A 26680-nucleotide genomic window follows, 5' to 3' on the forward strand; every position below is an offset into this window, starting at 1 on the left:
GGCGTGAACGGGGTCGGGTCAGAAGGGCAGGTCGAGGTTGGCCAGGTGGGCGCCGGCCAGCAGGCTCGTACCGATGCCGAGCGCCAGCAGGTTGACCAGGCCGAACAGTCCGACCCAGAAGATGGCGGGGAGGATGGTGACCCCGGCCAGTTGGTCCGCGTCGGAGGCCGGCATCCGCCCGCGCCGCCGCAGCGTCTGCAGTTCGCCGACCGGCCGGATCCCGCCGATCAGCAGAAACCACACCCCGGTGTACGCGAACACCGCCTGCACCTGCGGTCCGGCGAACCAGGAGACGCCGAAGACGACCGCGGTGGTGACCACGATCGATACGACACCGAAGGCATTGCGGATCATGACGAGCATGGCGAGCAGCAGCACCACCGCTATCCAGAGCAGCAGGGTGATCCGGTTGCCGCCGAGCAGCCAGGCCCCGCCGAGCCCGATCAGCGACGGGGCCACGTAGCCGGCGAGCAGGGTGAAGGCCATGCCGGGTCCGGTCGGCCGCCCGGCCGACAGGGTCAGGCCGGAGGTGTCCGAGTGCAGGCGGATGCCGTGCAGCCGCCGCCCGGTGAGCAGTGCGGCCAGGGCGTGCCCGCCCTCGTGCGCGATGGTGATGGCGTTGCGGCCGATCCGCCACGGCAGCCGGGTCAGCACCGCGGCGAGCGCGGCCACTCCGGTGAGCAGGACGAGCAGCGGCGGTGGATCCGGTTGGGCGTCGAACAGCCGGTTCCAGACGTCGGTGAAGCTGTCGATCGACACAGCCGGGGAGCCTAGCCCACCTGCGCGAGGCCGGCGACCGGGTGACAACGGCGTCAGCTCCGGGTCGATCGGGCGGTAACAGCCAGCCATGGCGCGGGTGACGAGCCCACACCCGACAAGCGGGACTTGAGGAACATTTAAGAGAAACGATCTGATCCGTTCGGCGCCCCGGCCCGTACCCATCGATGCTGCAACCGGGCAGCGTGGGATCAAGGGAGCGGTGCATGTACAGGAGAAGCAGGACGACCGGCCGGGCACGGAAGCTGCTCATCGGTGTGGCCGCGACGGCCCTGCTCGGCACCGCACTCGCGGTCGGTACGGGAATGGGCAACGCGGGCGAGAACTGCAACGGCCTCGACACCGCGCTGCGCAACAACCTGAACTTCATCGCCGACCAGCGGGCGAACCCGGACGCCCTGTCGGAGGCGCGCATCGCCAACCGGCAGGCCGTTGTCGACCTCATTGCGCAGCGCCGTGCCACCGCCGGATGCACACAGCAGGTCAACGCGGATCGACCGGCGCCGCCCGCCCCGGCGCAGCCCGCGAACCCGCCGGCCGCGAACCCGCCGGCCGCACCCACCGGTGACGATGCCAATGCCGGTGGTGGCGCGCCGGGCGCCGGCGAGGTCGTGTGCAAGGGCTCGACCGTCACGCTCTTCAACGAGAACGCCGCACCCGCCGCCTCCAGCGGTACGTTCCCGGTCGGCACCACGCTCAAGGTCACGAACCTGGACAACAACAAGAGCACCACGGTACGGGTGACCAGCCCGTCGGGCAGCTGCGTACTGCTCAACAACGCGGCCTTCGAGCAGGTCCGGGAGCCGGGCAAGTTCCTGATCCGGCGAGCCGTGATCGAGCGGGTGGGCTGACCGGAGTCGCCCCCGCCGCAGACGTACGACAGCCGGGCCGGTCATCCCGTTTCCCTCGGGATCACCGGTCCGGCTGTCGTTGGCGCCCCGGACACCACACTTCGACGTTCCGTCCGGGACAGCAGACCCGTCGGAGTCGCTCAAGCCCTCCGCCGGGCAGTCATCGGGGCCCGCGCCACCTCACCGGCCGGCGCGCTCGGCCGGAGCAGCCGCCAGGCGCCAACCACCCCGACGGCCATGGTCACGACGCTCGCGAGTGCGATCAGCGCGACCATCCCGAAGCTCGCCAGGATCAACGCGAGATCGCCGACGGCGACCAGCATCCAGAGCGCCACACTCGGCTTCGTCGTACGTTGTCGGAAACTCATGTCGTACCTCCTTCCGTCGTTGCGTCAGCAGTACCCCGACGGAGGGAAGGTCATGCGGATCAGCCCGGTGCGGGAAGGAATCCGTCCGAGATGAGCTTCAGCTCGTCCAGGTTGTCCTGCCACGCGCCGGCCGGCGTCGACCAGTAGATCGCGTACCCGTGCTTCGGGCCGGTGACGAACCCGCGGTTGACCACGTGCAACGGGTTGCCGTTGCTGGAGGTGTAGGTCCACTCCCAGTCGGCGGCTTCGAGGAAGTAGTCGATCTTCTCGATGGTGACCCGCTTGTAGTCGCGGTACCGACCGGCGCCGACCCGGGCCCGCTCCTGACGGGTCCAGTCCGCGACCGCGTCCGACTCCGGGGTGCTCGTCTGATCGATCATGAGCATCCGGGCACCATTGGGCTCGTTGAACTCGACCGAGGTCCGGTTGCGCTGCACCCGCCAGCCGACCGGCACCGGCACGGTGAACCCGGTCGAATCCTTGTGCCAGGTCCAGCCCGCCGGCAGCGGACCCGAGCCCCGGGTGATCGGCGGCGGGCCGGCCGGGCTGGTCGGCGCGACCGTCGGGGCGTCGGTGGGCGGCGCAGTGGCCGGCGCCGTGGTGGCCGCCGGGGGTGCGGCGGACGCCGACGCGGTCGGCTCCCCGCCGGGGGACCCGGCCGTGTTCCGGTCGTCCGGGTCGTCACGGTTCGCCAGCGGGATGATCACCACCAGCGCGACCAGCAGCAGCGCGACGAGCCCACCGATCAGCCACAACCGCTGCCTGCCGAGGAACGAGCCCTCGTTGTCCGTGTCGGAGCGCGGTTTGAACGGACCGAACGTGCGCCCGCGCGCCGCCCCACCGACGACCTCGGTCGGCGCGGCGGCCACCAGGGCAGGTTCCGCCTGATCCGCCGCGACGACGGAAACCGGTGCTGCGGCGGAACCCGTGGCGGTGACCGGCGGCGGCTCGTCGTCCGAGTCAGCCGACGAGGGGTCGGCCACCGGGGCGCCCAGCTTCACGCTCCCGTCAACGGCCGGCGCGGGTGGATCGACCTGATCGTCCCGGTCAGCCCCGCTCGACGAGGTGTCAGCGGATTCGGCGGTGGTCGTGGTGGCGGGCCGCTCGGCGGGGTCGACATCGGCCCGATCCGGAGCGGCGGCCTCGGCGGCAGCCGCAGCGGCAGGCGGCACGACCGGCACGACGGGTCCGGACGCACCCGTACCGATGAAGTCGGCGATGGACGACGACGAGGGCTCCGCCGCCTCGGCCGGCCGGGTCGGTTGGCGTTGCGCCGGCAGCGGCACCACCCGGGTACGCGCCTCGCGCGGCCCGTACGGGCTCGGCCGGCGTACCCCGTCCAGCAGTGAGATCGCCCCGCGCGGCCGCTTGTCCGACGCGCGCCGCAACAGTCGCTCGGCCACGTCGGCCGTGATCCGCTGCGTCGGGTCCTTGCGCAGCAGCCCGTTGAGCACCGCCTTCAGCGGTCCGGCCCGCTTCGCCGGCGGTGGTGGCTCGGTCGCCAACGCCGCCAGCGTCGCGATCGCCGACGACCGGGCGTACGGCGACTGCCCCTCGACCGCCGCGTACAGCGTCGCGCCCAGCGACCAGAGATCCGCCTCCGGACCGGCGGTGCCGTCCCGCGCCCGCTCCGGAGCGATGTACGCGGGCGACCCCAGCACCAGGCCGGTACGGGTCACGTTCGGGTCCCCCGGCACGGTGGCCAGCCCGAAGTCGGTCAGCACCACCCGACCGTCCTCGCCGAGCAGGACGTTGCCCGGCTTGACGTCGCGGTGCATGACACCGGCCTTGTGTGCCGCCTTCAGCGCACCCAACACGCCGAGCCCGATCTCGGCCGCCCGCCCCGGCGACACCGGCCCGTCGGCGGCGAGCGTGTCCTGCAGGGACCGGGACCGGACGTACTCCATCACGATCCACGGGTCGGCGTCCGTACGCAGCACGTCGAAGACACGGACCACGTTGATGTTGTTGAGCCGGGCGATCGCCCGTGCCTCGCGCAGTGAGCGCTCGCGCATCTCGCGCCGCTCGTCGGTGGTGAGTCCGGGTGGCGGGACCAACTCCTTGATGGCCACATCGCGGTGCAGCACCTCGTCGCGGGCACGCCAGACACGGCCCATGCCGCCCTGACCGAGCGGCTCCACGAGCCGGTACCGGTCAGCGATCAATTGGGGGGGCGCCTCGGACATCCCGTGGACGGTACCCGGACCGGAGCTTCCTTACACCAGCGGCACGCGCATGTGAGACCTACCCGCACATGTGAGACGTACCTCGGTTGCCCGGTGCAACCTACGGTCGGGGTCGTTCCCTTGCGTACGGGCACGTCAACCGGCGTCGTACCCTCGTACCATGTCTGACCCTCGTGCCGTACCCGACCGGGAGCCGGCGTTCCGCGTGATCCGGGGCACGCCCACCGCAGAGGAACTCGCCGCCCTGGTGGGTGCCCTCCTGCTGCGCCCGAGACCGGCCGCGCCGGCCCGCCGCACCACCGGGTCACCCTGGGTGCGCGCGTCGCGACCCGGTACGGTGTCCGCATCCGGCCTACCCGCACGTCCGAGTATCGATGCCTGGCGGTTGTCCGGACTGCCCCGTTGAACATCCGAACGGGGCTGCTGACACGGGCCCTCGCCGACTAGCCTCGGGTGGGCAGCACCGCCGTGACACCTGGGGAGGGGACACATGGCGATTCCCGAGGAGGATCTTCCGCCGGCCTGGTTGCGGGACTACGGCGACATCGAAGCCGACATCAGCAAAATGGAGGAGTTCGCCGCCAACCTCGACGCCGAGGTCCGACAGAACTACGCCCCGCACCTGGACTACCTCCGCGAGGACGTGACCGCGGAGATACCGAAGCCGGCGGCCGAGTTCCCCGAGCTGGTCTCGTTCCTCCAGACGCACCAGGCGATCCAGCAGGACAGCACCAACGTCGTCTTCCACTACCGGGACGCGACCGGTGGCTTCGCCCAGGCGGCCAAGGAGGTCAGCGAGAACTACGGCAAGGCCGACGCGTTCGCCCTGGCCCGGGTGAAGGAGGTCGAGTCCGCACTGGACAAGACCTCGGCCGCGCGCCTGCCCGAACCGGGCACCACCACCCCGCCCCCGGCCACGGACAACTCGGGAGTGTCCTGATGCTCATCGCCGACGCCGGTGGCGGCTACTCCGGCACCACCAACTGGTACGAGTACGACGTCAAGCAGATGTGGGCGACGCTGGAGAACCAGCAGACCGACGGTCACTGGCAGCACGTGACCGGCTGGAAGCGCACGCACGAGTTGGCCGGGACCCACATGTCACGCCTCCGGGCGTACCGCGAGGGCCTGATCCAGGCCTGGCCGCCGGAGAAGAGCGCCGCGTCGAGAGCGTACGTCGAACGGCTGGACTTCCTGATCGAGAGCGTCGAGCAGTCGTACGAGGCGGCCATCGCCAACCGCTCAGCCCTGTCCGGCGCCACCAGCGCGATCAGCGACGCGCGCCGCGAACTCAAGACGATCCACGACGAGTACGAGCGCAAACTCGCCGCGAAGCTGCAGTACGAGCGCACCCTGGCCGCTTCGCCCCCCACCCCCTCGCCGAGTCCGACCCCCACCCCGTCTCCCTCGCCCGGACCGGCGCCCACACCGCCGGTGACCCAGGCCGACCTCGATCGCCTGAACAATCGAGCCCGCGTCGTCATGTACGGCCTCAGCGGCGAACTCGTCCAAGCCCAAGCCCAACTAAGACAGCCCCCTCCGTACCGGGGACGACCTACCGATTACGGCGAAGACAACCCAGACGTTTACGGCGGAGGGTCGCCGCCGGTAGTCCCACCCGTCGTGCCTGTACCGACCAACGGTCCGGGTCCAGCAATGCCGACTGGTAACCCATCGGTGCAGTACACAGTGCCGGCGCCGTCGGCGCCGTCTGTCGGGCCGGTTCTCGGTGGCAATGGTCCGACGCTTGGCGGCGTTACTCCGGCTGTTCCCGGTCCTCCGGCTCCCCCGGTGTCCCCGCCTGTCATCACACCTACCCCGCCCACACCTCCCGGTATCGGGCCGGGCTTCCCGGCGCCGCTGCCCCCCTCTCCGGGCGGCTTCGGCCCCACCTACCCCAGCCCGCTCGGCACCAGTCCCGCCACCGGTGGACTGACCAAGCCAGGCGTTGGTGGGGTGACAAACCTTCCTCGTGCCATGCCGCCCGGCGGCATGATCGGGGCGATGCCGGGGGTGGGACAGCCAGGGGCAGGCATGTCACCGGCCCGACAGATCAATCCCGTGGGCGGGATGATCGGTGGTGGTGGCGTAGGTGGCGCGGCTCCGATGGGCGGCGCGGGCCAGCGGCCCGGCGGGGTAACACCGGTCGGTGCCGCCGGCGGCCAACGCTCGATTGTCCCGCACGGTCGCCCCGGCGCGCGTGACAGCGACGACGAGACCGGCCAGCGCTGGGATCCGGACAACCCGTGGGAGACCGAAGAAGGTGTCGCACCCGTCATGCGCGCACCTCGGGAAATCGGCCGAATCGATCCCGGACCCGCTATCGGGTTCGATCGGTGATCTTGCGTACGGTTCGCGGGGCCATTGCTGCATTCTGCGCAACGACCATCGTGGTCCTATCGGCAGGGCCGGCACACGCCGACCGCATCCGCGATGACCAGTGGCACCTTCGGTATCTAAAGGTGGCCGAGGCCCACAAGCTGACCCAGGGTGAGGGGATCACCGTCGCCGTCATCGACACCGGCGTTGATCCACACCCAGATCTGCACAACAATCTGTTACCAGGCACCGAGACCTTTCCGGGCGGCACCGGTGATGGCCGCCAGGACATCGATAGCCACGGTACTGGAATGGCGGGACTCATCGGCGGGCACGGCAAGTCCGGCAACAATGGGGCTTTAGGGATCGCTCCAAGGGCCAAGATTCTCCCGATCCGCTACGTTCGCCGCCCCGGAGAGCCAGACAGCGACAACGTCGCGAAGGGAATTGAATGGGCGATAGCCAGGCAGGCGCAGGTAATAAGTATATCGATTGGTGGCGGAACCTCACCTCGTGAAGCTGAAGCCGTTCGGGAAGCAATCGCGGCCAACATCGTGATCGTGGCCTCCGCCGGGAACTTGCCTCAGAGCTATGGGATCGGTTTCCCTGCTTCCTACCAGGGCGTGCTCGCCGTTGGCGCAAGCGACCGCAATGGGAACCGAGCCGAAATCTCCGTAGAAGGCAACAAGATGGGGGTACTTGCACCAGGGGTCGACATCTACAGCACGAGCCTCGACGGCAATTACAGCAGGGGAACCGGAACATCGCCCTCGACTGCCATCGTGGCGGGGGCGGCGGCTTTGATTCGGAGTCGGTATCCCGACCTCTCGGCCGAGGAGGTCGTACATCGGTTGACGGCGACGGCCGTCGACAAGGGGCCGCCCGGACATGATGACGAGTACGGCGACGGCGTACTCGATCTGATGGCGGCGCTGACGGCCGACGTACCCCCGTTGGCGGCGAGCGCGTCGGCGCGTGCGTCCGCCTCGGCGAGCCCGACCGCGGGCCCGACCCCGACCGCGAGCCCGCCCGTTGCGGCTCCTCGGGGCATGAGTACCGGCACGCTGCTGACCGTCTTCGCCGTGTTCCTGGCGCTGGCCATCGTCATCGCCGTGCTCGTCGTACGGTCGCATCGCCGTGCTGCCGGCCGGGGTGCGCCGCCCGTTGACCCGGCCTGAGCGGGCAGCGGAGGCGGGCACGGTAGCGTACGGATTCATGGGTCCGACGAACCAACTCCGCTTCGTGCTCGCCTCGGCCAGTCCGGCCCGACTCAAGAGCCTGCACGCCGCCGGTATCGAGCCGGAGGTACTGGTCAGCGGTGTTGACGAGTCGAAGGCGAACGCCGAGCTGGCAGAGACGCTCTGTCTCGACCTGGCCCGGCTGAAGGCGGAGGCGATCACCGAGCGGGTCCGGCCGACCAGTGAGCCGACAACGCTCGTGCTCGGCTGCGACTCCGTACTCGCCTTCGATGGGGAGATCCTGGGCAAGCCGGTCGACGCCGACGACGCCACCCGGCGCTGGAAGCAGATGCGCGGGCGATCGGGTGTACTGCACAGCGGTCACTGCCTGATCGACGTGACCGGTGGCCGTCGGGCCGAGGCGGTCGCCTCGACGACGGTCCACTTCGCGGCCATCAGCGACGACGAGATCGCCGCCTACGTGGCGACCGGTGAGCCGCTGCTGGTGGCGGGCGCGTTCACCATCGACGGGCTGGGTGGCCCGTTCGTCGAGCGGGTGGAGGGCGATCCGGGCACCGTGGTCGGGCTCTCCCTGCCGTTGCTGCGCAACCTTCTCGGCGAACTCGACCTGCGGATCACCGACCTGTGGAAGCGGTGACGGCACCGGGCCGAGCGCGGTTCTACCGTCCCCGGTCGTGACTGGTCTAGCGTCTGAGCATGACCACGAGATCGCTGCCGTTGACCGAGGAACTGCACTCGTACCTGATCGCGCACGGTTCCCCACCGGACGACATCGCCCGCGAGTTGATCGACGAGACGGTCGACGCGTTGCCGAACGATGCCCAGATGCAGGTTTCCCCGGAGCAGGCCGCGCTGCTCACCTTCCTCACCCGGTTGGTGAACGCGCGGCAGGCCGTGGAGGTGGGCACCTTCACCGGGATGTCGGCGTTGGCCATCGCCCGTGGCCTGCCCGCCGACGGGCGGCTGACCTGCTTCGACATCTCCGCCGAGTTCACCTCGGTGGCGCGTCGGTACTGGTCGCGGGCCGGGGTGGACGACCGGATCGAGTTGCGGATCGGGCCGGCGGCCGAGGGGCTGCGGTCGCTGCCGACCGAGCCGCACCTGGATCTGGCCTTCATCGACGCGGACAAGACGAGCTACCCGATCTACTGGGACGAGTTGGTGCCCCGGATGCGGCCGGGTGGCGTGATCGCGGTCGACAACGTACTGCGCGGGGGTCGGGTGCTCGCCCCGAGGGACGAGGCCGACCGGGCGATCGTGGCGTTCAACGCCGAGGTACGGGCCGATGTGCGGGTCGACGTGGTGATGCTGCCGATCGCCGATGGCCTCACCCTGGCCCGCCGCCGCTGACCTTTCCGGGTCGGGAAGCCGCCACCGGTGTCTCAGGTGGCGGCTTCTGTCTCAGGTGGCGGCTTCGACGGCCGGTCCGGCGGGGCCGTCGATCCGGGCTTCCAGGGGCGGGGTGGGGGCCGGGGGCAGCCGCAGAGCGCGGGCCAGGCGCAGGGCGAGCAGCGCGGCGATCACGATGAACAGGGGCAGCAGCAGGAAGGCCAGGTGCGGGCCGGCGGAGTCGGCCACCCGGCCGAGTACGACCGGGGCGATGCCGAACCCGATCGCCACCGAGTACGACGAGTAGGCCGCCGCCCGGTCGGGCTGTCCGGGTGCTGCGGCCAGCGCCATCGAGATGCCCAGCGGGTAGTGCATGGCGTTGCCCAGCCCGACGACGACGAGACCGGTGACGGCCAGCCAGCCGATCGGCGCGGCCCAGAAGATGCCGAACCCGACGAGGGAGACGGCGAGGGCGGCGAGCAGGAACGGCACCGGGGCGACCCGGAGCGCGATCCGGCCGCCGGCCAGCCTGCCCAGGCACATGCCGGCGACGATCGCGGCGAGCGCCGCCGAGGCGGCTCCGGCCGACATGCCGGCGTTGCCGCGCAGTACGTCGGCGGCCCAGAGGGAGAGGCAGACCTCGATCGAGCCGGTGACGCCGAGCAACAACCAGGCGATCCAGTATGTCCGCGGCAACCGCCCCGGCCGGGTGCCGGCAGCCGCGGTAGCGGGGGTGCCGTGCGGTAGGCGTACCCGGAAGACGAACGCGGACGCGGCGACCAGCGCGATCAGCCCGACCTCGACGGCGATCGCGGGTCGCCAGCCGAGGCCGGCGCCGACGGTGACTCCGATGACGATCGGGGCGATGATGCCCATGCCGGCGCAGACGGCGTTGGCTTCGCTGATCGCGGCCGGGGAGTGGGGCCCGTGGTGGTCGGCGAGGGTGGTGTTGACGCCGTTGACCAGCATGAACCCGAAGGTGGCGGCGATCGTCGCGGCGGTGAGGGTGGCCGGCAGGGTGTGGAACAGGCAGAGCACGACGACCGCGGCGACGACGCCGGTGAGCCCGAGCCAGTTTGTCCGCCCACGACCGATCTTCGCCGACAGCGACGGGAAGAGGAAGCCGCCGAGCAGGGCTCCGACGGCGAGCGCGGTGCTGTGCAGGCCGGCGACGGCCGCGCTGGTGCCCTGTTCGTCGCGGAGCAGCGGGACAACCGGCCCGAAGCCGTAGAGGAAGAAGCCCCAGACGCCGAGTTGGGCGTAGGTCAGCCAGGTGATCCGGTCATGAAGGAGGCGGGGCACGCTCCTTACGCTACAAGCGCCGGGAGCGTGCCCCGTTGAACAGGTGAAACAGCCTTGGGAAACGGATTAACGTACGCTGCGGGCGAACTCGCGGGCCGCCCAGGTGACCGCTGCGGCGGTGAGTACGGCCACGATGCCGAGCCCCTGCCAGACCCGGTCGTTGCCGAGGTCTCCGGCGAAGAGCGCCCGGGTTCCCTCGACCGCCCAGGAGAACGGGTTCCAGTCCGCGACAGCCTGGAGCCAGCCGGGGGCGAAGGTGAGCGGCAGCAGGATGCCGGAGAGCAGCAACAACGGCTGGGCGAGGGTGTTCATCAGTGGGGCGAGCGCGTCCTCGCTCTTGACGATGAGGGCGATCCCGTACGAGACGGCCGAGGTCATCAGCGCGATCAGGGCCAGCATCAGGTACGCCAGCAGCAGGTCGCCGATGAAGACGGTGAGTCCGAACAGGAGCGCCAGCAGGGTGATGATGATCGCCTGGGCGACCAGCGACACGACGTCGCGCAGGGATCGGCCGAGCAGCAGGGCGAGCCGGCTGATCGGGGTGACCCGGGATCGTTCGATGACTCCGGCGCGCAGTTCGGCGATCAGGCCGAAGCCCTGGAACAGGCCGCCGAAGATGGCCAGCAGCACCAGCAGTCCGGGCACGAAGATGCGGTACGCGTCGGCCTGGGTCGGCGCGTTCAGCGCCGGCTTGAGCAGGGGTGCGAAGAGCAGCAGGTACATCACCGGCTGGAAGACGCCGACGAAGACCCAGATGGGTTGACGGAGGAGGAGCAGCATCTGCCGCTCGAAGATCAGCCAGGTGTCCCGGGCGAATTTCATGAGAGTCTCCGGTAGCGGGTGGGCTCAGGACTCGCGCAGCGAGCGGCCGGTCTTGGTGAGGAACACGTCGTCGAGGCTGGGCCGGTGCAGTTCGATCGCGCGCAGCGGGATGCCGCTGGTGTCCAGGGCGCGCAGGATCTGCGGGATGGCGGTGGCGCCGTCGTCGACGTAGAGGCGGAGCCCGCCCTCGTCGAGGGTTTCCAGCTTGAGCACGAAGGGCTGGGTGTCGAGGGCCTGCGCGGCCTTCGGGGTGGCGTCGGCGTCGAGGCCGACCTGCACCATCTCGCCGGAGATCTCACGCTTGAGTTCGGCCGGCGTGCCCTCGGCCACGATCTCGCCGTGATCCATGATCGCGATCCGGTCGCAGAGCGCGTCGGCCTCGTCGAGGTAGTGGGTGGTGATGAAGACGGTCATCCCGTCGGCGCGCAGCCGGCGGATCTCGTCCCACATGTGGGCCCGGCTCTGCGGGTCGAGCCCGGTGGTCGGCTCGTCCAAGAAGACGATCTTCGGCTCGTGGATGATGCCGAGGGCGATGTCGACCCGACGGCGTTGACCGCCGGAGTAGGTCTTGCACTTGCGGTCGGCGTACTCGGTGAGCTCGAAGGCGGCCAGGGCGTTCACCGCGCGCCGCTGGGCCTCGGCCTTGCCGATGCCGTACATCCGGGCCTGGAGGACGAGTTCCTCGCGGGCGGTGGACTCGTCCCAGGTGCTGCCGCCCTGGGCGACGTAGCCGATCCGGCGGCGCACCTCGCCGGGGTCGGCGCGCAGGTCGGCACCGGCGATGACGGCCTCTCCGCCGTCCGGCTCGATCAGGGTGGCCAGCATGCGCAGGGTGGTCGTCTTGCCCGCGCCGTTCGGGCCGAGGAAGCCGTAGATCTCCCCCTCGCGCACCAGCAGGTCGACGCCGCGCACCGCCTCCACCGTCTTGGTTTGTCGACCCTGGCGGGAGCGGAACGACTTCCGCAGCCCCTTGGTCTCGATCATTTTCAGCTCCTGGTTGGTCGGGCCGGCAGACCGCCGACCACCGTCCCCCGGGGACCAACGCCGCAGGCGCCCACCCCAATACCCGGCCCGAGGCTAACGCGATATAACTTTTCTAGTCAAGGTTGATTATTACTCGAATCGAGGGGGCGTACTACTCGTCACCGGGCACCCGGGGGGCTACGGTCCGGGGCTCGGCCAACGCCTGGGTCTGCGCCCGCATCGCTTCCCAACCAGCCGCATCCGCCAGTTGATCAGGCAGGTACGACACTCCGGACTCGATCCGCTCCGCGATCCGCTCGCACCAGCCGCTCTCGGCCTCCGCGCGGGCCATCCACAGCTCGAACATCCAGCCCACGTGGACCGGCTTCGACTTGCGTACCCAGTCCGAATCGAGGGAGGCGCGCATGGACTCGTGCGCGGCGCGCAGGAGCTGTGCCCGGTTGCGCAGCGCCGCCGCCGCCTCCTCACGGGGCAGGGCCGGCAGGAACGAGAAGGCCGCCGCGAACGGGTCGGGCGGGGTCTGCAACCGCCACCACATGTCCCGCAGCAGCGTCTCGAACTCGTCCTCCCCCTTCTCCGTCACCTCGTACGTGGTCCGGGCGGGACGGGCACCGACCTGCTCGGTCGCCACCTCGCGCAACAGTCCCTCCTCGGTCAGCTTGCGCAGCGCGTGGTAGATCGAACCTGGCTGTACGTTGGCCCATTCGTCGGCGCTCCAGCTCAGCAGCTCCCGGCGCACGTCGTAACCGTGCACCGGCTGCATCCAGCGGACCAGACCGAGAATCATCATGCGGGTACTCGACACAGCACAAGCGTAATAAACAAATTTGACTAAAGTTGCGCTTGGCAGGGCACGCTCAGTGCCACAGGACACACGCCGGCCCGGTGAAGTTGATCAAAAGCGCCGATAAACTCCCCCGCAGTGCCCACCGCCAGGGGTGGGAGGCGAGGACATCTCAGGAGAGGACGAGCGTGCGCAAGGTACTCATCGCCAACCGGGGCGAGATCGCCGTCCGGGTCGCCCGCGCCTGTCGGGACGCCGGCCTGGGCAGCGTCGCGGTCTACGCCGACTCCGACCGGGACGCCTTGCACGCCACCCTCGCCGACGAGGCGTACGCGCTGGACGGCGACACCGCCGCCGAGACGTACCTGCGGATCGACAAGTTGCTGGACGTGGCGGCCCGTTCCGGCGCGGATGCCGTACATCCGGGTTACGGGTTCCTCTCCGAGAACGCCGACTTCGCCGCCGCCGTCATCGACGCCGGGCTGACCTGGATCGGGCCGACCCCGCAGGCCATCCGCGACCTCGGCGACAAGGTCACCGCCCGGCACATCGCGCAGCGGGCCGGTGCCCCGCTGGTGCCCGGCACCCCGGACCCGGTCGAAGGGCCGGACGAGGTGATCGCGTTCGCCATCGACCACGGCCTGCCGGTGGCGATCAAGGCGGCGTTCGGTGGCGGCGGTCGCGGGCTCAAGGTGGCCCGGACGATGGAGGAGATCCCGGCGCTGTTCGAGTCGGCCACCCGGGAGGCGGTCGCCGCCTTCGGTCGGGGCGAGTGTTTCGTCGAGCGCTACCTGGACCGGCCCCGGCACGTGGAGGCGCAGATCCTGGCCGACCGGCACGGCAACGTGGTCGTGGTCGGCACCCGTGACTGCTCGTTGCAGCGCCGGCACCAGAAGCTGGTCGAGGAGGCGCCCGCGCCGTTCCTGACCGACGCCCAGCGCGCCGAGATCCACGCCAGCGCCAAGGCGATCTGCCGGGAGGCCGGCTACCACGGCGCCGGCACGGTCGAATACCTCGTCGGCGTCGACGGCACCATCTCGTTCCTGGAGGTCAACACCCGGCTCCAGGTGGAGCACCCGGTCACCGAGGAGACCGCCGGCATCGACCTGGTCCGCGAGCAGTTCCGGATCGCCGCCGGCGAGAAGCTGCGCCTGACGCAGGATCCGACGCCGCGCGGGCACTCGATCGAGTTCCGGATCAACGGCGAGGACCCGGGCCGGGGCTTCCTGCCCGCACCCGGCACGGTCACCGCGCTGCGGCTGCCCTCCGGTCCCGGCGTCCGGGTCGACACCGGCATCTCGGCCGGCGACGTCATCGGCGGCAACTTCGATTCACTGCTGGCCAAGGTGATCATCACCGGGGAGACCCGGACCGAGGCGCTGGAGCGGGCCCGCCGGGCACTGGACGAGATGACCCTCGACGGCATGGCGACCGCGCTGCCGTTCCACCGGCTGGTGGTCCGCGACCCGGCCTTCACCGCCGAGCCGTTCGCCGTACACACCCGGTGGATCGAGACCGAGTTCGACAACACCGTACCGGCGTTCACCGCCGCCGCCCCGGCCGCCGAGGCGGCCGGCCCCCGCGAGACCGTCGTGGTCGAGGTCGGCGGCAAGCGGCTCGAGGTCAGCCTCCCCGCCGGCTTCGGCACCGGTACGGGCGCCAGCCCGGCCCCCGGCTCGGCGGCCCGCCGGGGCGCCGGCCGTGGCTCCGCCACCCGTGCCGGGGCGGGCGCGGGTGCCGGTGGCGACGCGCTGACCTCGCCGATGCAGGGCACCATCGTCAAGATCGCGGTCGCCGACGGTGACGCCGTGGCCGAGGGCGACCTGGTGGTGGTCCTGGAGGCGATGAAGATGGAACAGCCCCTGTACGCCCACAAGGCCGGGATGATCGGCGACCTCGGCGCCGAACCGGGCGCCGTCATCACCGCCGGTGCCGTCATCTGCACCATCCGCTGACGGCGCTGGTCGCCCCGGCCGCTGTTCCCGGCCGGTTGTCGTTCCGGTCCCGCTGAGCAGGAGTAACGGGTCCGGGTCGGGGGCATGATGATCGGGTGCGGTTTCTCTCCGGCGCGGCCCCCGCGCACGACCTGACGTACAACGACGTCTTCATGGCCCCGGTCCGGTCGGACCTGGCGTCCCGGCTCGACGTCGACCTGAGCACCACCGACGGCACCGGCACCACGATTCCGATCGTGGTCGCCAACATGACGGCGGTGGCGGGGCGGCGGATGGCCGAGACGGTGGCCCGGCGCGGGGCAATCGCCGTACTGCCGCAGGACATCCCGATCGAGGTGGTGACGGAGGTCGTCGGCTGGGTGAAGCAACGTCACCTGGTGCACGACACCGCGATCACGCTCGGCCCGACCGACACGGTCGGCGACGCGATCCACCTGCTGCCGAAACGGTCGCACGGCGGGCTGGTCGTGGTCGACGAGGAGAACCGTCCGCTCGGGGTGGTCACCGAGGCGGACACCGAGGGCGTCGACCGGTTCGCCCAGGTACGCCACGTGATGTCGACCGAGCTGCACACCGTACCGGCGGAGGCGGATCCGCGTACCGGGTTCGACCGGCTGTCCCAGGGACGGCGGCGACTCGCCCCGGTGGTCGACGTCGAGGGGCGGCTGGTCGGGGTGCTGACCCGGCAGGCGGCCCTGCGGGCGACCCTGTACCGCCCGGCACTGGACGGCAAGGGACGGCTGCGGGTCGCGGCGGCGATCGGGATCAACGGTGACGTGGCCGGCAAGGCGGCGGCACTGCTCGACGCGGGGGTCGACACCCTGGTCGTGGACACCGCACACGGCCACCAGGAACGGATGTTCTCCGCCCTGCGCGCGGTCCGGGCGCTCGACCCGACGGTGCCACTGGTCGCCGGCAACGTGGTCACCGCCGACGGCGTACGCGATCTGGTCGACGCCGGCGCGGACATCGTCAAGGTCGGCGTCGGTCCGGGCGCGATGTGCACCACCCGGATGATGACCGGGGTCGGCCGACCGCAGTTCTCCGCCGTCCTCGACTGCGCCCGCGCCGCCACCGAACTCGGCCGGCACGTCTGGGCCGACGGCGGCGTACGGCACCCGCGTGACGTCGCCCTGGCCCTCGCCGCCGGCGCCTCGAACGTCATGATCGGTTCCTGGTTCGCCGGCACCTTCGAATCCCCCGGTGACCTGTACTCCGATGCCGACGGCCGGCGCTACAAGGAGAGCTTCGGCATGGCGTCGGCGCGGGCGGTCAGCGCCCGTACGGCCGAGGACAGCCCGTTCGACCGGGCCCGCAAAGCCGTCTTCGAGGAGGGCATCTCCACCGCCCGGATGTTCCTCGATCCGGCCCGACCGGGGGTCGAGGACCTGATCGACGAGATCATCGCGGGGGTACGCAGCGCCTGCACGTACACCGGGGCGGCGAACCTGACCGAGTTCGCGGCGAACGCCCTGATCGGGGTCCAGAGCGCCGCCGGTTACACCGAGGGAATGGCCCTTCCGGCAGGCTGGTGAGCCCCGGCTCGGGGCACCGGTCGGGGCCCTCGTCCGGCTCGCGGGACTCAGCCGACGGGGAAGAGTCCGGCGAGCACCGCTCGACTGACCGTCGCCGGGTCGTCGCCGACGTCGGGCGGCAGCGCCCCGCTGAGCCAGAGCGTGGCGAAGCCGTGCACGATCGACCAGGCGGCCAGCCCGGCGAGCCGGGGATCCCGTTCGTCGCCCGGTGACTGATCCAGTGTGGCCACCCCGGCCTGCAACTCGTCGGTCGCCCGCTGCTTCGCGGCGACCAGCGACGGATCGCCCCGGTGGTAGAGCTCCGGACGGAACATGACCTCGAAGTGCGCCCGGTGCTCGACGGCGAACCGGACGTAACCGACGCCGATTTCGAGCAGGCTGCCGGTCTGCTGGCGGATGTGTCCGAGGTTGTCCGCGAACAGGTGGAAGCCCTGGGTGGCGAGCACGGTGAGCAGGCCGGCCTTGTCGCCGAAGTGATGGGTCGGCGCGGCGTGCGAGACCCCGGCTCGGCGGGCGAGGTCACGCAGGCTCAGCGCGGTCGGCCCGGACTCCTCGATCGCCGCGACCGCCGCCTCCAGCAACACCCGCTGCAGGTCCCCATGGTGGTACGGCTTTCCCACCGCATTCTCCCCAGTCACCCCCCAACCCTATCTTTCCACAGACAAGATCCCCTGCTCCCCCCTCCTCCGCCCCCTCTCGATCGCCACTCTTGTAGAGAACGAGGGGGAATTCCGCCTCGAACTCCCCCTCGTTCTCTACAAGAGTGCGGATCTTGGGGGGTGAAGGGGTGAGGGGGTGGGGTGGGGGGAGGCGAGGGTGGTGATCAGGTGCAGGGCGTGGGCGGTGGGCATGGGGTCCAGGGATCGGCCGTCGCGTGGACGTAACGAGACCAGGCCGTCGGCTGCCTCGCGGGAGCCGATCACGGCGGCGTACGGGACGCGGCGGCGGGCGCTGGCGCGTACGCGGGCACCGAGCGAGCCGTCGACGGTCAGTTCCGCCCGCAGACCGGACTCGACGGCCTGCCGGGCGAAGGCCGACGCGAACCCGTACTGCTCGGGGCCGATCGGGAGCACCTCCAGTTGTACCGGGGCGTACCAGACCGGGAAGGCGCCCTCGTGCACCTCGATCAGGTACGCGAAGAGCCGCTCCATGCTGCCGACCAGGCTCCGGTGCACGATCACCGGACGACGCGGCCTACCGTCCGAGTCCATGTAGGACAGGTCGAACTTTTCCGCCTTGTCGAAGTCGAGCTGGATGGTGGACAGGGTCCACTCCCGGCCGGCCGGGTCCCGTACCTGGATGTCGATCTTCGGCCCGTAGAACGCCGCCTCGCCGGGCGCCTCGACGTACGGCTGCCCGGCCGCGTCGAGCGCCTCCCGGAGCAGGTTCTCCGCCCGCTGCCACACGTCGTCGTCACCGACGTACTTCTCGCCCGGTCCGCGCAGCGACAGCCGGAACCCGGCCGGTCGTACGCCGAGCGCGGCGTGCGCGGTCCGGATCAGTTCGAGGATCTCGGCGACCTCCTGCCCGACCTGTTCCATGGCGCAGAAGTTGTGTGCGTCGTTGAGCCAGATCGCGCGTACCCGGCTGAGGCCGCCGAGCACCCCGGAGCGTTCCGGCCGGTACATTCCGCCCAGCTCACCGATGCGCAGCGGCAGCTCGCGGTAGGACCGGCCGCGCGCACCGAAGACGAGGCAGTGGTGCGGGCAGAGCGCCGGCCGGAGCAGGAACTCGTCGTCGTCGGAGAGACGCATCGGCGGGAACATGTCGTCGGCGAAGTAGCCGAGGTGCCCGGATCGTTCGAACAGTTCCCTTTTGGCCATCGGGGGCGAGTAGACGTGCTGGTAGCCGGCGCGCCGCTCCAGCTCCCGGACGTACTCCTCGACGGCGTGCCGGGCGGCGGCGCCGGCCGGCAGCCAGATCGGCAGGCCCGCGCCGGAGAGGGGGTCGGCGTGGAACAACTCCAGTTCGCGGCCCAACCTGCGGTGGTCGACCATGTCGTGCTCCTTGCTCGGGTACGACCCTGAGCCCGGCCCGCCTCGCTTCGGGTGGCGGACCGGTCGGGGCGGACCGGTCCGGGGTACGAAGCAGCCCCGGAGCGGTTCGCCCCGGGGCCGTTGGTTGACGGTGAGAAGTTCGCGTCAGCGCGGCACGCCGGGGTGTCCCGGCGTCGTCGTCACTGCCACGAAATGCTGCATGACGGGCAGGTTACTCCGCCCTCGGCACCCACCGCACCCGCATTTGCCCTCACCGCAGCCGGGTGATGGTGACCTCCACGCCCTGGCCGGTGTTCTTGGGGCCGGAGTAGACGCCCTTGAGCGGCGGTACGTCGCCGTACTCCCGGCCACGGCCGACCACGACGTGCCGCTCGCCGATCGGGATGCCGTTGGTGGGGTCGAAGCCGGTCCACCGGCCCACCCACCACTCCACCCAGGCGTGGCTCTGCCCGACGACGCTCTCGCCGATGCTCGCCGACGGTGACGGGTGCAGGTAGCCGGAGACGTAGCGGGACGGGATGCCGGCGGACCGCAGCAGCCCCACCAGCAGGTGGCTGATGTCCTGGCAGACGCCCTTGCGCTGGCGCCAGGCCTGCACCGCGTCGGTCTGTACGCCGGTCGAGCCGGCCGTGTACGCCACCTCGTCGCGGATCTGTTCGCAGAGCGCCAACGCGGTCGCGTGCGGGGTGGGGTGGCCGGCGCGGGCGATCTCGGCCAGCGCGGTCAACTCCTCGTCCAGGGCGGTACGCGGGGTCGGCAGCAGCAGTTCGTGCCACCGGTCGACGTGTTCGGGCCGGGCCAGGTCGGCCCAGCTCGCGCCGCCGGTGGCTGGCAGCAGGTCACCGGCGGGCAGGGTCTCCACGGTCGACGCGGCGGTGACCCGCAGCGCCTCGTGCGCGCTGTGTACGTCGAACGCGGTGACCGAGGTGCCCCAGTAGTCCTCGTACCGGTAGGTGCGGGCCGACGGCCACACCTCCACCCGCGCGTCGAGCACCGCCTGGCGGGTTTCGTTGCGGGGCGACATCCGGGCCTCGTTGTACGACGACGCGACCTTGCCGGCGTAGCTGAACCCGGTCCGGTGGATGATCTTCAATCGCCAGCTGTTGACGGTCACGCGCCTGCCTCCGGTACACCGTTCATGCCACTGCCTCCGGGACCCAGAGGACCGCCGAGGTCTGGCGGAAGTAGCGGCGCGACACCGCCTCGTTCACCTGCGAACACGTACGTTCGAGGCTGGCCAGCACGGTCGGGAAGTCGGCCAGCAGTTCCTCGGCACCCCGGAATTCGAGGTTGGTCCTGGCCCGGCCGACGATCCGCTGCGCCTCGGTGGCGACCCCGACCCGGCCCGGTTGGCCGCCCGGCCCACCGGTGGGTTCGAGGTCGGTCAGGCACGCCTCGGCGGCCGAGAGCGCGGCGAAGACCGAGCGCGGGAAGAGCCGGTCGAGCAGCAGGAACTCGGCCGCGTACCGGTCGTCGAGGGAGCCCCGGTAGGTGCGCAGGAACGTCTCCCAGGCACCGCACGAGCGCAGCAGGGTCAGCCAGGAGGGGATGCTGCCACCGGCGCGTACGTGGGTGGAGAGCAGTCGGGCGGTCATGTCGACCCGTTCCACGCTGCGGCCGAGGACCAGGAACAGCCAGCCCTCGTCCCGGCTCATGGTGGCGTCGGCGAGCCCGGCCAGCAGGGCGCAGCGCTCACGTACCCAGCGGAAGAAGGCGTGTACGCCCTGCTGCTCGACCCGGCGTCGGGCGTCGGGCAGGCCGTGCCAGGTGGCGTTGAGCCCTTCCCACATGTCGGCGGAGATGGTCTCGCGGGCACCCCGCGCGTTCTCCCGGGCGGCGGCGAGCGCGCCCACCACCGAGCTGTGGCTGCTCTCGTCCAGGCCGAGCAGGCCGACCACCCGGGCGGCGGAGACCGGCTGCTCCGGTGGGGGTACGCCCATCACGGCGAGCAGCGAACGGCAGGCGGTCTCCTCGTCGGCCCACGGGTCGGCGAGCATCCGGTGCAGGTGTACGTCGAGGATGCGGGCGGTGTCCTCGGCCCGCTCGACGTACCGGCCGATCCAGTAGAGCGATTCCGCGATCCGGCTCAGCATGCCGGTGTCCCGTGGATCCGGGCGGACTGCTGCTGCTGTTGCTGTTGGACGGCGACCGGGCCCGAGTCGGGACCGGGGTCGGGGCTGCGCGGCGCCGGCAGGCTGGTGCCGGTGGGCGTACCCGCTTCGGCCGGTTCGTCGGGGGCGAGGTAGACGGCCGGCGGTGTTTCGACCGGGCCGCCGACGGTGATCGCGGCGACCGGCGCCTCGGCCAGGACCCAGGTGTCCTTCGAGCCGCCGCCCTGGCTGGAGTTGACCACCAGGGCGCCTTCGGGCAGCGCCACCCGGGTCAGTCCGCCGGGCAGCACGGTGACCCGTTCGCCGTCGTTGACCGCGAACGGTCGCAGGTCCACGTGCCGGGCCCGCAGCCGGTTGCCGACCAGGGTCGGCACCATCGACAGGGCCACCTCGCGCTGGGCGATCCAGCCGCGCGGGTCGTGCCGTACCTTCTCGGCGAGCAGGGAGAGCTCCTCGTCGCCGGCCTGGGAGCCGATCACGATGCCGGCGCCGCCGGAGCCGTCGACCGGCTTGAGCACCAGCTGGTCGAGCCGGTCGAGGACGTGGTCGAGCACGTCGGGGTCCTCCAGCCGGTAGGTCTCCACGTTCGGCAGGATCGGCTCCTCGTCCAGGTAGTAGCGGATCAGCTCGGGCACGTACGTGTAGAGCAGCTTGTCGTCGGCGACGCCGTTGCCGACCGCGTTGGCGATGGTGACGCGGCCGGCGCGGGCGGCGTTGAGCAGCCCGGCGACGCCGATCACCGAGTCGGCCCGGAAGTGCACCGGGTCGAGGAAGTCGTCGTCGATCCGCCGGTAGATGACGTCGACCCGTTGTTCACCCGCGGTGGTCCGCATGGCCACCTCGTTACCCACGCAGACCAGGTCTCGACCCTCGACCAGCTCGACGCCCATCTCGCGGGCCAGCAGGGCGTGCTCGAAGTAGGCGGAGTTGTGCACGCCGGGGGTGAGGACCACCACCGTGGGCTCGCTGACCCCGACCGGCGCCGCGGCGCGCAGGGCCCGCAACAACTGCCCGGGGTACGACTCCACCGGCTGGATCCGGGTGGCGGCGAAGACCTCGGGCAGTACGTGTGCCATCGCCCGCCGGTTCTCCATCACGTAACTGACCCCGGAGGGCACCCGTACGTTGTCCTCCAGCACCCGGAACGTGCCCTGTTCGTCGCGGACCAGGTCAACCCCGGCGACGTGGATGCGTACACCGTTGTGCGGGTTGACGCCGGCCACCTCGCGGTGGAAGTGGGCGCTGGTGACCACGATCCGGCGCGGCACCACCCCGTCGGCGAGCACCTGACCCGCGCCGTAGATGTCGGCGAGGAACGCCTCCAGGGTGCGGACCCGCTGGGACACCCCGGCCTCGACCACCCGCCACTGGTCGGCGGCGATGATCCTGGGCACGATGTCGAGCGGGAACGGCCGCTCGATGCCCTTGAGCGCGAACGTGATGCCCTGGTCGAGGAACGCCCTGGCCAGGACCTCGGCCCGGATGCCCAGCTCGACACTGGACAGTGGTTGCAGGGTGGCGTGCAACGCCTCGTACGTTTCCCGCGGCATGCCCGGCTCGCCGAACATCTCGTCCCACCCGGGGCCGAGGCGATAGTCCTCGAACAAGTCCGCCATGTCCTGACGCTACGCCGATCTCGTTGCGCCCACGTAACGACGGAAGACGTCAGTTCTCCCTTACCCCGACCGACGGAGATGATCTTCGTCCATTGATTGTCACCTTTCCGACATAGACGCATCCATCCCGGTTAGGTGCAGGTTGACCAGGGTGTCCACCCCGATCGGTCGACTCCCCCGACACTCCCACCGGGAGGCACCCCATGACCCCCACCACCACCCAGACCCGGCACCCGTGGCGGGCCACCGCCCGGACCGTCCTGGCCGCGCTCGTCGGCGCCCTGTCGCTGGTACCCACCGTCGCGGCGACCGCCGGGCTGGACACCGTACCCGCGGTCGCCCAGCTCATCGTCGTCGCCGGGGTGATCACCCGGATCCTGGCGATCCCCGGTGTGGACCTGTGGCTGCGCCGGTTCCTGCCCTGGCTGGCCTCGGCGCCGCCGAACAACGCCCAACCGGTGAACTGATCGGCCCCGCCGATCCCACCGGCGCGCACCCCCGAGGGTGGGCCGCCGGCGCGGGACCCGCCGGCGGCCCGATGGCTAGCCGTTGCCGTCAGGAACGGGGGGACCTGAGGCGGCGGGTCGCGCCCCTCCAACGGTACGCCGAGCGCCCGGTCCGCCGGGTCCCGTGACGTACGCCCGGCACACTTCCCGTCCGACCAGGGCGCGACACCGGCAATATCACACCCCGTTCCGGCGTCGATGGCCGTAGCGTGGCCGGTATCACCACTGGTCGGGGCTGTGTCAGCCGGCGGACGACACCGGTTCAGGCTCGACCGAGACCATGGCGGACGATCGCGTCGAGGTGACCCGAGTGCTCGAACTTCTCACCAACGTCGCGTCCCCCACGTCGGCGTACCTGGCGCTGTTCGGCCTCCTCGTCGTGGACGCCTTCGCGCCCGTGGTACCGACCCAGGTCGTGATGATCACCTGCGGTGCGCTGACCATCTACGGCAACCTGAACCTGGGGCTGACCATCGGCGTCGGCGCCCTCGGCGTCTTCTGCGGCGACACCGCCTGCTACCTGCTCGGCCGTACCGGGGCGGGACGCCTGCTCAGCGGCTGGCGCGCCGCGCGCGACCGGACCGGGGACGCCGACGGGCGGGCCGACCGGGCGGTCACCTCCCGGTCCCGGCAGGCCGCCGGACGGTTCACCCGCGCGCTGCGGCAACCCGGACCGATGGTCATCCTGCTCTGCCGCTTCGTACCCGGCGGTCGCATGATCGCCTGCTTCAACGCCGGCCGGGTCCACTACCCGTACCGCCGGTTCCTCGCCTACGACGCGCTGGCCGCGCTCGCCTGGGCCGGGTACGGCGCCCTGGTCGGCCACCTCGGCGGAGCCGCGCTCACCGACTCGGTCTGGCGGCTGGCCACGGTGGCCCTGGTGGCCGCGGCCGGTTTCGCCGCCGCCGGCTGGGCGCTGACCCTGACCGGTGGACGGACGGTGGCGGAGCTGCCAGCGCCGGAGCCGGCGCTGGCAGCCTCCGGGATCACTCCGAGCCGTGCAGCATCAACTGACGCGCCGCCTCGGTGACCGAGCCGGACAGCGACGGGTAGATCGTGATCGTGTGCGCCAACTGGTCCACGGTCAGGTTGTTCTCCACCGCGAGCGTGATCGGCAGGATCAGCTCGCTCGCCTTCGGCGACACCACCACGCCGCCGATCACCTGACCGCTGGCCGGTCGGCAGAACAGCTTCACGAAGCCGTCGGAGAGGTCGGCCATCTTTGCCCGCGCGTTCCCGGCCAACGGCAACATCACCTGACGGGCCGGGGTACGACCGGAGTCCACCTCGTCCTGCGACACCCCGACGGTGGCGAGTTCCGGATCGGTGAAGACGTTCGCCGCGACCGTACGCAGCCGCAGCGGCTGGACCGCCTCGCCGAGCGCGTGCCACATCGCGATCCGGCCCTGCATCGCGGCGACACTCGCCAGCGGCAGTACGCCGGTGCAGTCCCCGGCGGCGTAGATACCCGGCACGTTGGTCCGGGACACCCGGTCGGTGGTGACGTACCCGCCCGGTGAGACCGCGACGCCGTACTCGGGCAGGCCGAGGGTGGCGGTGTCCGGGATCGAGCCGACCGCCATCAGGGCGTGCGAGCCGGTGATCGTACGACCGTCGGAGAGTTCCACCTCGACCCCGTCGGCGGTACGCCGTACCGCGTTGGCGCGGGAGTTGTTCAGGATGGTCATGCCCCGGGAGCGGAACACCTGCTCGATCGCGGCGGCGGCGTCGGCGTCCTCGTGCGGCATCACCCGGTCCCGGCTGGAGACGAGCGTCACCCGTACGCCCATCGCCAGGTAGGCGCTGGCGAACTCGGCACCGGTCACCCCGGAGCCGATGACGATCAGGTCCTCGGGCAGTTCGGGCAGGTCGTACACCTGCCGCCAGGTCAGGATCCGCTCCCCGTCCGGGACCGCGGTGGGCAGCACCCGGGGCGTCGCACCGGTGGCGATCAGTACGGTCGAGGCGTCGACCGGGTACTCGGAGTCACCACCGGTCGGGGTGACGAGCACCCGGTGGGTGTGACCGAGCGTGTCCTCGCCGAGCCGGGCCCGACCGGAGATGAAGGTGACGCCCGCTTTGATGAGTTTGGCATGGATGTCCGCCGACTGGGCCAGCGCGAGTCGCTTGACCCGCGCGTACACCGCCTCGGCGTCGACCGTGACCGCCTCCAGCCCGTCCGAGTGCACCCCGAACTCCTCCGTGTCCCGGTACCCGGTGACCACGTCGGAGCTGGCGATGAAGGTCTTCGACGGGACGCAGTCGGAGAGCACGCAGGCCCCGCCGGCCCCCTCGGCCTCGATGACGGTGACGTCCGCGTCCAACTGGGCCGCTACCAGCGCGGCCTCGTAACCGGCCGGCCCCCCGCCGATGATCACGATACGGCTCACAGAACTTGCCCTTCGTTGACGCTCACAGTGACTTTCTTCTCCCCAACCCGTCCGACACGCACAGTCGTATTCTCCACCACCCGTCCGGCGGGCTATCGTCATCGCCGTGCGTCACTACGCCGCGTACGGCTCAAACCTCGATCCCGCCCGGATGCGTGCCTACTGTCCGCATTCGCCCATGATCGGCACCGGCTGGCTGGAAGGCTGGCGCCTCACCTTCGCGGGCGAGGGGGTGATCGGCTGGGAGGGTGCGGTCACGACGATCGTCGAATCTCCCGGCGACCGCGTCTTCGTCGCGATCTACGACGTGCATCCGTGGGATGCGGCCCAGCTCGACGAGGTCGAGGGGGTGATCGCGGAGACCTACCGCAAGCTGCATGTGCGGGTCGTCACGCTGGACGGCGAGGTGACCGCCTGGGTCTACGTCTTCGCCGGGTACGAGGGCGGCCTGCCGACCGCCTGGTACCTGTCGGAGATCGCCAACGCGGCGGAGAAGGCCGGTGCCCCGGACGACTACGTCGCCGAACTGCGCGCCCGACCGACCGGCACCGCCACCGCCTGAGCCCCCGCCACCGGTGCGGAGCGGGGCGAACCGCCGTCCGCACCGGGCTCGAAAGGCGCCCCGGCTCAGCCGCCGGGAGCGGCGTCCACCGACCGGTGGTAGATGTTCGCCTCGTACACCGGGCTCATCCCGACCGAACGGTAGAGCCGGACCGCCTCGGTCGGGTTCGCCAGGTCCACCCCGAGGCCGGCGTACTCGCGGCCCTTGGCGGCGTAGCTGGCGAACGCCTCCGCGAGCAGCGCCGCGCCCACCCCACGGCGCCGGTACTCCCGCAGTACGGCGAGGTTCTTCACCCAGCCCTCGTTCTGGTCCAGCGCCTGGTCGGCGGATTGCAGGATGCCACCGGGCACCCCGTCCACCACCGCCAGGAACCACTCGTCCCAGGCAACGTTCGGCAGCACCGCGACCTGCTCCCGCCACTGCTCGTAGCTGCGCGGCAGGTAGTCCGGGGTGTCCCGGAACGCGGTGTCGAGAATCCGGAAGAAGAGCCGCAGTTCCGCCTCGTCCGCCGGGTCCACCGGCCGGACCAGCACACCGGGCGGCGGGGGCGGTGCGACGGCGGACACCCCGGCGAGCGGGCGGCGCATCCGGGCGTACCGCTTGACGAACTCGAAACCGGCCGCTTCGAGCACCGCGATCCAGCGCCGCTCGGTGGGCACCGCCCCGGCGCGTACGGTCAGCCGCTCGTACCCGAACTCGGCCGCGCGTTCGGCCACCCGGGCCAGTTGCCGCTCCAGCAGCGGGGCCTGGGCCGGCTCGCCCCGGCCGGGGTACACGTACACCTCGACCATCTCGCGCTCGCCCCGGCTCGGGTTCTCCAGGTACGCCCACGCGCTCACCTCACCGCCGGGGTCCACCGCGAGCCACGAGTCCCGGCTCGGGTCGACGTTCGGCGCCAACAGGGCCTCCCGTACGTCCTCCGGGCTGAAGTCGGGCGCACCGGTCGCCGCGATGTCGCTGGCGTGCACCACCGCCAGGATCGCCGGTACGTCGTCCAGGGTGGGTCGGCGGGTCGTCCAGCCGTGCGGGAGGCTCACGCCGGACATTCAACCGGCCGGCCGCCCCGCCCGCCGCCGATTTTCCCCGG

26 protein-coding genes are annotated in these 26680 nt (G+C 71.1%); 12 read left to right on the forward strand and 14 right to left on the reverse strand.

From position 1 onward, the window contains the following. Window positions 1-18: 18 nt before the first annotated feature. A complete protein-coding gene (locus ACZ6QQ_RS21210) occupies window positions 19-759 on the reverse strand; it encodes a M50 family metallopeptidase (protein ID WP_465878278.1) in 741 nt (246 codons plus the stop codon). 224 nt (window positions 760-983) lie between these two features. Here ACZ6QQ_RS21210 and ACZ6QQ_RS21215 point away from each other — a divergent pair, with 224 nt between their 5' ends. Next, on the forward strand, window positions 984-1628 hold the full coding sequence (locus ACZ6QQ_RS21215; RefSeq protein ID WP_465878281.1) for an RlpA-like double-psi beta-barrel domain-containing protein: 645 nt from the start codon (window positions 984-986) through the stop codon (window positions 1626-1628). A gap of 140 nt (window positions 1629-1768) precedes the next feature. Here the strand turns inward: ACZ6QQ_RS21215 and ACZ6QQ_RS21220 are convergent, their stop codons facing one another. After that, window positions 1769-1996, reverse strand: coding sequence for a hypothetical protein (locus tag ACZ6QQ_RS21220; protein WP_465878285.1), 228 nt, complete (start codon window positions 1994-1996; stop codon window positions 1769-1771). 59 nt (window positions 1997-2055) lie between these two features. Further along, window positions 2056-4182: a serine/threonine-protein kinase gene (locus tag ACZ6QQ_RS21225; RefSeq protein WP_465878288.1), complete on the reverse strand. Its 2127-nt coding sequence runs from the start codon at window positions 4180-4182 to the stop codon at window positions 2056-2058. 160 nt (window positions 4183-4342) lie between these two features. Between ACZ6QQ_RS21225 and ACZ6QQ_RS21230 the strand changes: the two genes are divergently transcribed. From ACZ6QQ_RS21230 to ACZ6QQ_RS21255, 6 genes are all read left to right on the forward strand, one after another. Beyond that, entirely contained in the window at window positions 4343-4588 is a 246-nt protein-coding gene (locus tag ACZ6QQ_RS21230; protein ID WP_465878291.1) for an acyl-CoA carboxylase epsilon subunit, read from the forward strand. 84 nt (window positions 4589-4672) lie between these two features. Beyond that, on the forward strand, window positions 4673-5122 hold the full coding sequence (locus ACZ6QQ_RS21235; RefSeq protein ID WP_465878295.1) for a hypothetical protein: 450 nt from the start codon (window positions 4673-4675) through the stop codon (window positions 5120-5122). Beyond that, window positions 5122-6522: a hypothetical protein gene (locus ACZ6QQ_RS21240; protein ID WP_465878297.1), complete on the forward strand. Its 1401-nt coding sequence runs from the start codon at window positions 5122-5124 to the stop codon at window positions 6520-6522. Before ACZ6QQ_RS21235 ends, ACZ6QQ_RS21240 begins: the two co-directional genes overlap by 1 nt. Beyond that, on the forward strand, window positions 6522-7679 hold the full coding sequence (gene mycP, locus ACZ6QQ_RS21245) for a type VII secretion-associated serine protease mycosin (RefSeq protein ID WP_465878409.1): 1158 nt from the start codon (window positions 6522-6524) through the stop codon (window positions 7677-7679). Before ACZ6QQ_RS21240 ends, mycP begins: the two co-directional genes overlap by 1 nt. Window positions 7680-7716: 37 nt before the next feature. Further along, on the forward strand, window positions 7717-8337 hold the full coding sequence (locus ACZ6QQ_RS21250) for a Maf family protein (RefSeq protein WP_465878301.1): 621 nt from the start codon (window positions 7717-7719) through the stop codon (window positions 8335-8337). A 59-nt stretch (window positions 8338-8396) separates the two neighbouring features. Continuing rightward, window positions 8397-9050, forward strand: a complete 654-nt coding sequence (locus ACZ6QQ_RS21255; RefSeq protein WP_465878305.1) for an O-methyltransferase — start codon at window positions 8397-8399, stop codon at window positions 9048-9050. Between the two features lie 51 nt (window positions 9051-9101). Here ACZ6QQ_RS21255 and ACZ6QQ_RS21260 read toward each other — a convergent pair whose 3' ends face one another. The 4 genes from ACZ6QQ_RS21260 to ACZ6QQ_RS21275 all read right to left on the reverse strand — a co-directional run bounded on the left by ACZ6QQ_RS21260 (window position 9102) and on the right by ACZ6QQ_RS21275 (window position 12927). Then, a complete protein-coding gene (locus ACZ6QQ_RS21260; protein WP_465878307.1) occupies window positions 9102-10331 on the reverse strand; it encodes an MFS transporter in 1230 nt (409 codons plus the stop codon). A gap of 66 nt (window positions 10332-10397) precedes the next feature. Beyond that, window positions 10398-11153: an ABC transporter permease gene (locus ACZ6QQ_RS21265; protein ID WP_465878309.1), complete on the reverse strand. Its 756-nt coding sequence runs from the start codon at window positions 11151-11153 to the stop codon at window positions 10398-10400. A gap of 24 nt (window positions 11154-11177) precedes the next feature. After that, window positions 11178-12137 carry an ATP-binding cassette domain-containing protein gene (locus ACZ6QQ_RS21270; protein WP_465878311.1) on the reverse strand — a complete coding sequence of 320 codons (960 nt, stop codon included), beginning with the start codon at window positions 12135-12137 and terminating at the stop codon, window positions 11178-11180. Between the two features lie 151 nt (window positions 12138-12288). Next, the gene (locus tag ACZ6QQ_RS21275; RefSeq protein ID WP_465878411.1) at window positions 12289-12927 is read right to left on the reverse strand and encodes a PadR family transcriptional regulator; all 639 of its coding nucleotides are present in this window, start codon (window positions 12925-12927) and stop codon (window positions 12289-12291) included. 182 nt (window positions 12928-13109) lie between these two features. Here ACZ6QQ_RS21275 and ACZ6QQ_RS21280 point away from each other — a divergent pair, with 182 nt between their 5' ends. Together ACZ6QQ_RS21280 and ACZ6QQ_RS21285 are read left to right on the forward strand one after the other, a co-directional pair. Next, entirely contained in the window at window positions 13110-14876 is a 1767-nt protein-coding gene (locus ACZ6QQ_RS21280) for an acetyl/propionyl/methylcrotonyl-CoA carboxylase subunit alpha (RefSeq protein ID WP_465878313.1), read from the forward strand. A 95-nt stretch (window positions 14877-14971) separates the two neighbouring features. Then, window positions 14972-16411 (forward strand): GuaB1 family IMP dehydrogenase-related protein, encoded by a 1440-nt coding sequence (locus tag ACZ6QQ_RS21285; protein ID WP_465878315.1) that lies wholly within the window; start codon window positions 14972-14974, stop codon window positions 16409-16411. A 47-nt stretch (window positions 16412-16458) separates the two neighbouring features. Here the strand turns inward: ACZ6QQ_RS21285 and ACZ6QQ_RS21290 are convergent, their stop codons facing one another. From ACZ6QQ_RS21290 to ACZ6QQ_RS21310, 5 genes are all read right to left on the reverse strand, one after another. After that, the gene (locus ACZ6QQ_RS21290) at window positions 16459-17049 is read right to left on the reverse strand and encodes a TetR/AcrR family transcriptional regulator (protein ID WP_465878317.1); all 591 of its coding nucleotides are present in this window, start codon (window positions 17047-17049) and stop codon (window positions 16459-16461) included. Between the two features lie 117 nt (window positions 17050-17166). Further along, complete coding sequence (thrS, locus tag ACZ6QQ_RS21295; protein ID WP_465878319.1) at window positions 17167-18408, reverse strand: threonine--tRNA ligase; 1242 nt, start codon at window positions 18406-18408, stop codon at window positions 17167-17169. A gap of 250 nt (window positions 18409-18658) precedes the next feature. Continuing rightward, window positions 18659-19522, reverse strand: a complete 864-nt coding sequence (locus ACZ6QQ_RS21300; protein WP_465878320.1) for a transglutaminase family protein — start codon at window positions 19520-19522, stop codon at window positions 18659-18661. Window positions 19523-19544: 22 nt separating this feature from the next. Beyond that, a complete protein-coding gene (locus ACZ6QQ_RS21305) occupies window positions 19545-20501 on the reverse strand; it encodes an alpha-E domain-containing protein (protein ID WP_329104450.1) in 957 nt (318 codons plus the stop codon). Continuing rightward, entirely contained in the window at window positions 20495-22135 is a 1641-nt protein-coding gene (locus tag ACZ6QQ_RS21310) for a circularly permuted type 2 ATP-grasp protein (RefSeq protein WP_465878321.1), read from the reverse strand. Before ACZ6QQ_RS21310 ends, ACZ6QQ_RS21305 begins: the two co-directional genes overlap by 7 nt. Window positions 22136-22338: 203 nt before the next feature. Here ACZ6QQ_RS21310 and ACZ6QQ_RS21315 point away from each other — a divergent pair, with 203 nt between their 5' ends. Then, window positions 22339-22602 carry a hypothetical protein gene (locus ACZ6QQ_RS21315; protein ID WP_465878322.1) on the forward strand — a complete coding sequence of 88 codons (264 nt, stop codon included), beginning with the start codon at window positions 22339-22341 and terminating at the stop codon, window positions 22600-22602. Window positions 22603-22921: 319 nt separating this feature from the next. Then, on the forward strand, window positions 22922-23671 hold the full coding sequence (locus tag ACZ6QQ_RS21320; protein ID WP_465878324.1) for a DedA family protein: 750 nt from the start codon (window positions 22922-22924) through the stop codon (window positions 23669-23671). Here the strand turns inward: ACZ6QQ_RS21320 and ACZ6QQ_RS21325 are convergent. After that, window positions 23628-25031, reverse strand: coding sequence for an NAD(P)H-quinone dehydrogenase (locus ACZ6QQ_RS21325; protein WP_465878326.1), 1404 nt, complete (start codon window positions 25029-25031; stop codon window positions 23628-23630). The two genes, ACZ6QQ_RS21320 and ACZ6QQ_RS21325, sit on opposite strands and share 44 nt — an antisense overlap. 106 nt (window positions 25032-25137) lie before the next feature. Between ACZ6QQ_RS21325 and ACZ6QQ_RS21330 the strand changes: the two genes are divergently transcribed. Then, window positions 25138-25593 carry a gamma-glutamylcyclotransferase family protein gene (locus ACZ6QQ_RS21330; RefSeq protein ID WP_465878327.1) on the forward strand — a complete coding sequence of 152 codons (456 nt, stop codon included), beginning with the start codon at window positions 25138-25140 and terminating at the stop codon, window positions 25591-25593. Window positions 25594-25658: 65 nt separating this feature from the next. Here ACZ6QQ_RS21330 and ACZ6QQ_RS21335 read toward each other — a convergent pair whose 3' ends face one another. Further along, entirely contained in the window at window positions 25659-26630 is a 972-nt protein-coding gene (locus ACZ6QQ_RS21335; RefSeq protein ID WP_465878329.1) for a GNAT family N-acetyltransferase, read from the reverse strand. Window positions 26631-26680: the final 50 nt, after the last annotated feature.

Source organism: Micromonospora sp. NPDC049529, from assembly GCF_055586685.1.